Source organism: Cellulomonas biazotea (genome assembly GCF_004306155.1).
GTDB classification, from domain to species: Bacteria; Actinomycetota; Actinomycetes; order Actinomycetales; family Cellulomonadaceae; genus Cellulomonas; species Cellulomonas biazotea.
In genome coordinates, this window is record NZ_BIMR01000402.1 from 1 (window position 1) to 5,220 (window position 5,220).

A 5,220-nucleotide genomic window follows, 5' to 3' on the forward strand; every position below is an offset into this window, starting at 1 on the left:
GCGCAGGACCGCGAAGGCGACGGCCGGCGCCGTCTGGACGAGCGGGCGGCCCGACGTCGCGCGCAGGCGGGCCGCGAGGCGGTCGCGCAGGTCGGCGGCCGCGCGCCGTCCCGCGGAGACGACGAGGACGTCCTGGGGTGCGACGCCCGCGGCGACGGCGGCGGCGACGGCCTCGAGCGCGACGGTCGTCTTGCCCGTGCCGGGGGCACCGAGGACGAGCAGCGCGCGCTCGTCGCCGTGCACGGTCCGCTCGACCGCGTGGGCCTGGTCGGCGTCGAGCCGGACCGGGCTGCCGGGTCCCCGCGACGGTCCGTCGGCGAGGGCGGGGCGCAGCAGGCGCAGCGCGGCGGGGGGCGTCACGGTGCCGATCCCATCACGGACCGCCGACACCCCGGACCACCCCGAGGTCGCACGGCGTGGACGACCGGCGGCGCCGGCAGGGGCCTACGGGTTCGGGAACGGCCAGGGGTTCGGAAGGCAGGGCGCAGCCTTGTACGACTGCTGCTGCATGAGCGGCGCGAGCTGCCCCGGCCCGGGGCACGACTCGTGCCGGTGCCCCAGCAGGTGCCCGACCTCGTGGTTGACCAGGTACTGCCGGTAGGCGGCCTTGTCGCCGGTCGTCTCCTGCGTCGCGTGGACCCAGCGCCGCAGGTTGAGCGTCGCCCGCCCGTTCGTCCCGCACGAGACCTGGCCGCCCGTGTCGAGGGGCGCGCACAGCACGTCGACGGTGTCCGGCGACGCGAGGACCACCCGGAGCTCGGCGTCGCCGTCGGTGCGGGCGAACGACAGCGACCCGTCGGCCCCCCACCCGCGCGGGTCGTTGAGCGTGGCCATCACGGTCTGGGCGAACTTCGCGCCGTCGATCGCGAGGCCGTCCTCGACCTCGACGCGGATCGTGCGGACCGTCCCCGTCCCCGGTCCCGGGTCGGACCCCGGGACCACGGTGAACGTCCCCGCCCCGCGCTCCGGGACGTCGGCGGACAGCAGCCCCGACGCGACGTCGACGAGCGTGAGGTCCGGCGGCAGCGCGAGCACGGGCGGGTCGGCGGACAGCAGCGTCTCGTGCGACTCGACGGGCGGCACGACGACCTCGACGGGGGTGCGCGACCCGCTGCGGCTCGCGGCGTCGTCGCGCGCGCCGGGATCGCCGTCCGACGCACCGCCGAGCACGAGCGCGAGCGGCGCCGCGCCGGTGGACCCGCCGAGCACCCCGCGCACGGCGTCGGTCGCGGCACCGGCGGGCAGCGTGAGGACCGCGGTCCCGGCCCCCGCGAGCAGCGCACCCGTCGCGACGAGCGACCCGACGACGAGCCGCGCACGACCGGCGTGCCGTCCCGGCACGACCGGCGCGGGACCGTCGGACGGCAGCGGACGACGGCGGCGAGCACCCGCGCGTCCCGACGTCCGACCGGGTGCCCCGACGGCGTCCGGACGGGGCATCTCGGGCGGGGTCACCCGGACATGGTCGCATCCCCGACACGTGCCGTCGCTACCATGCCGGGATGACGGACGGCACCGAGGGTTCGCGGCACCGGGCGCGCAGCCCGCGCATGGCCCGCGACGAGCGCCGTGCGCAGGTGCTCCACATCGCCCAGGGCCTGTTCTCGTCCGAGGGCTTCCACCACGTCTCGATGGACGACATCGCCGACCGTGCCGAGGTCAGCAAGCCCGTCCTGTACCGCCACTTCCCGTCGAAGCTGGACCTGTACCTCGCGGTCGTCGACCAGTGCGGCTCGGACCTGCTCGCCGCGGTCGAGGTGGCGGTCGCCCCGCTCGAGGCCGGGCCCGTCCACCGGGGTGCGGGGCGTGACGTCATCGCGGCGATCGTCCGGGCCTACATCGACTTCGTCGACGTCGCGGGCGAGTCCTCGACGCTGCTGTTCGAGTCGGACGTCACGCACGACGACGACGTCCGCGCCCGCGTCGAGCACGCGTCGCTGGAGGCCGCCCGGCGCATCTCGGCCGTGCTCGCCCAGGTCACCGGCCTCGCCCCGGCCGCGTCGGACACCCTCGCCGTGTCGCTCATCGCGATGGCGCAGGGCGCGGCGACGCACCGGCTGCGCTCGACGCCCGTCGCCGACGCCGGTCTGACCGCCGAGCTCGTCACGCAGCTCGCGTGGGGCGGCGTGGCCGGGCTCGTCCGCCCCGACTTCGTGTACGAGGAAGCCTAGGATCGTCCGTGGCGGGCCGCAGGCCCGGGAAGTCGCGAGCGGACGACCTGGAGGACGAGGAAGACATGGCAGTGGAGATCACGATCGGCGTGCAGAACCTGCCGCGGGAGATCGTCCTGGAGACCGACCAGACGGCCGACGAGGTCGCCGCGGCGGTCGCCGCCGCGCTCGGCGGTGCCCCCGCGCTGGAGCTGCACGACACGCGTGGCCGCCGGGTCATCGTGCCGACGGCGACCCTCGGGTACGTCGAGATCGGCTCGGAGACGAAGGCGCGCGTGGGGTTCGGCAGCATCTGACCGGGCACCTGACCTGACGACGAGGCCCCCGACGACCGGACGGTCGCGGGGGCCTCGTCGTGCGTCGGGTGGTCGGGCGGCCGAGCCGCCGGGCCGCCGGGCGGGTCAGGCGGTGAGGCCCAACCGCGACATGCGGCGCGTGTGCTGCGCGGTGAGCTCGCCGAACACCTTGGTCGGCGGGTTCGCGGGTGCGGCGACGCCGGACGCCTGCTGGTCGGCGACGGCGGGCGCGGGCGCGGCGTCGGACGGGGCGACGAGGCGGGCGAGACCCGGACGCTGGACGAGCAGCCGCTGCACGACCCCGAGGGCCTCGCCGACGAGCCGGCGGCCCCACAGCGCGAGCCGTGCGGACAGGACGCCGTCGTCGGCTCCCGCGGCGTCGAGCTCCGCGACGGCGAGCTCGGCGTGCGCGGCGTCGTCGAGGACGGCGAGCACGACGCGGCGCGACTCCTCGTCGAGCGCGTCGGCCGCGAGCCGGCAGAAGTCGTCCGCGACGCCGTACCCGACGTACGCCTTGAGCAGGCGCTCCCACCAGGAGCTGGGCTGGGTGCGGGCGTCGAAGTCGTCGAGCACGTGGTCGAACTGGCCGATGGCCGCGACGGGGTCGGCGCCGAGCTCGACGATGCGGGCCAGGACGGCGTCGCGGCGCGTGATCGCGGCGGCGGCGAACCGGCTGAGCTGGAGCCGCTGGTCGGTCGTGGGCGCGACGGCGGAGTCGGCGGCGAGCCGCGCGAACGCGACCTGCTCGAGCTGCGCGACGAGGCCGAGCAGCTCGACGGTGTCGGCCAGCCGCGCCGGGTCGGCGACGACCGTCGCGGGCACGCCGCGGGCGTCGGCACCGGCGTCCCCGTCGGCTCCTGCCCCGGGCGCGGGTGCCGGAGCCGTGCCGGTGACGTCGTCGGGACCGGCGGGACGCTCGTGCGTGGTCATCCGACGATCGTAGGCCGGACGCACCTCCCGTGTGACGCGGTGCGTCCCCGACCGGGTCCGCAGGCTCGTCGGATAGTCTGTCCGGGTACATCGGTTGCCCGGTCGTCTCGGAGGGGACGCCGTCCCCGGTCCCTGGACCGGCTCGCGCAGCGCCGGACGCACGTCCGCACGCGGCTCGCGAGCGCACTTTCACGATCGGCTGCCGGCCAACCCGCGTGGTGACGTCCGCTGTCGCCCGGGACGCCGCGACCGTCGTCGTGGCACCGGACAGCGCGCGGACCACCACCCTTCGCAGTGAGAAGCGACCGTGACCACGACCGATCCCTCCCTCGTCGCCCCCGACGACGACCAGTCGACCGAGCCGACCGCCCCGAGCGCCCTGGCCGAGCCCCTGACCCGTCCCCTGCGCAGCACGTACTCCTCGGTGCAGGCCGTCGACGCCTCGTTCGCGGACTTCGACGTCCGTCCCGAGATCGTGCAGGCCCTCGCCGACGCCGGCATCACGCAGCCGTTCCCCATCCAGGCCATGACGCTGCCCGTCGCGCTGTCGCGCCACGACATCATCGGTCAGGCGAAGACCGGCACCGGCAAGACGCTGGGCTTCGGCGTCCCGCTGCTCCACGCGGTCGTCGCCCCCGGTGAGGACGGCTACGACGACCTGCCCGCCCCCGGCAAGCCGCAGGCGCTCGTCGTCGTCCCGACCCGCGAGCTCGCGGTGCAGGTCGCGGGCGACCTCGCGACGGCGTCCGCGCGCCGCACCGTCCGTGTCGTGCAGGTGTACGGCGGGCGCGCGTACGAGCCGCAGATCGACGCGCTGAACAAGGGCGTCGACGTGGTCGTCGGCACCCCGGGCCGCATGATCGACCTGCTCAAGCAGCGTCACCTGGACCTCACGCGCGTGCGCACGGTCGTGCTCGACGAGGCCGACGAGATGCTCGACCTGGGCTTCCTGCCGGACGTCGAGACGCTGCTCGCGGCGACCCCGGCGTCGCGGCACACGATGCTGTTCTCCGCGACGATGCCGGGCGCGGTCGTCGCGATGGCGCGCCGCTACATGACGCAGCCGACGCACATCCGCGCGGCCGACCCGGACGACGACGGCCGCCAGACCGTCAAGAACATCAAGCAGGTCGTGTACCGCGCCCACGCGCTCGACAAGGTCGAGCTGCTCGCGCGGATCCTGCAGGCGAAGGGCCGCGGCCTGACGATCGTGTTCGCGCGCACCAAGCGGACCGCCGCGAAGGTCGCGGACGACCTGGTCGAGCGCGGGTTCGCCGCGGGCGCGCTGCACGGCGACCTCGGTCAGGGCGCGCGCGAGCAGGCGCTGCGCGCGTTCCGGCACGGCAAGGTCGACGTCCTGGTCGCGACGGACGTCGCGGCGCGCGGCATCGACGTCGAGGACGTCACGCACGTCGTCAACTACCAGTGCCCCGAGGACGAGAAGACGTACCTGCACCGCACGGGCCGCACCGGCCGCGCGGGCAACAAGGGCACGGCCGTGACGTTCGTCGACTGGGACGACATCCCGCGCTGGGGCCTCATCGACAAGGCGCTCGGCCTGGGCATCCCGGAGCCGGTCGAGACGTACTCGAGCTCGCCGCACGTCTACGCCGACCTCGACATCCCCGAGGGCGTCAAGGGCCGGCTGCCGAAGTCGCAGCAGACCCGCGCGGGTCTCGCGGCGGAGGCGATCGAGGACCTCGGCGAGACCGGCAAGCGCGGCGGTGCGCCGCGTGCCGCCCAGGGCGGCGCGGGTCGGGGCGGCTCGGGTCGCGACGGCGGGCGTGACGCCCGTCGGGACGGCGCGGGCAGCGGTCCCGCGC

General features: G+C 75.8%; 6 protein-coding genes. 3 read left to right on the forward strand and 3 right to left on the reverse strand.

The features are described 5' to 3' along the window. A partial coding sequence (locus tag CBZ_RS19315) for a UvrD-helicase domain-containing protein (protein ID WP_165446860.1) occupies positions 1 to 360 on the reverse strand: 360 nt, incomplete at its 3' end. Between the two features lie 84 nt (positions 361 to 444). Then, positions 445 to 1,341, reverse strand: a complete 897-nt coding sequence (locus CBZ_RS19320; protein WP_246013555.1) for a DUF3152 domain-containing protein — start codon at positions 1,339 to 1,341, stop codon at positions 445 to 447. Between the two features lie 161 nt (positions 1,342 to 1,502). On the opposite strand from CBZ_RS19320, the gene CBZ_RS19325 reads away from it, so the two are divergent. After that, positions 1,503 to 2,171: a TetR/AcrR family transcriptional regulator gene (locus tag CBZ_RS19325; RefSeq protein ID WP_130783072.1), complete on the forward strand. Its 669-nt coding sequence runs from the start codon at positions 1,503 to 1,505 to the stop codon at positions 2,169 to 2,171. 71 nt (positions 2,172 to 2,242) lie between these two features. Beyond that, positions 2,243 to 2,467, forward strand: a complete 225-nt coding sequence (locus CBZ_RS19330) for a DUF3107 domain-containing protein (RefSeq protein ID WP_165446861.1) — start codon at positions 2,243 to 2,245, stop codon at positions 2,465 to 2,467. A 105-nt stretch (positions 2,468 to 2,572) separates the two neighbouring features. On the opposite strand, the gene CBZ_RS19335 is transcribed toward CBZ_RS19330, so the two are convergent. Next, on the reverse strand, positions 2,573 to 3,397 hold the full coding sequence (locus CBZ_RS19335) for a ferritin-like fold-containing protein (protein WP_130783074.1): 825 nt from the start codon (positions 3,395 to 3,397) through the stop codon (positions 2,573 to 2,575). Between the two features lie 307 nt (positions 3,398 to 3,704). Here CBZ_RS19335 and CBZ_RS19340 point away from each other — a divergent pair. Further along, a partial coding sequence (locus tag CBZ_RS19340; RefSeq protein WP_130783075.1) for a DEAD/DEAH box helicase occupies positions 3,705 to 5,220 on the forward strand: 1,516 nt, incomplete at its 3' end.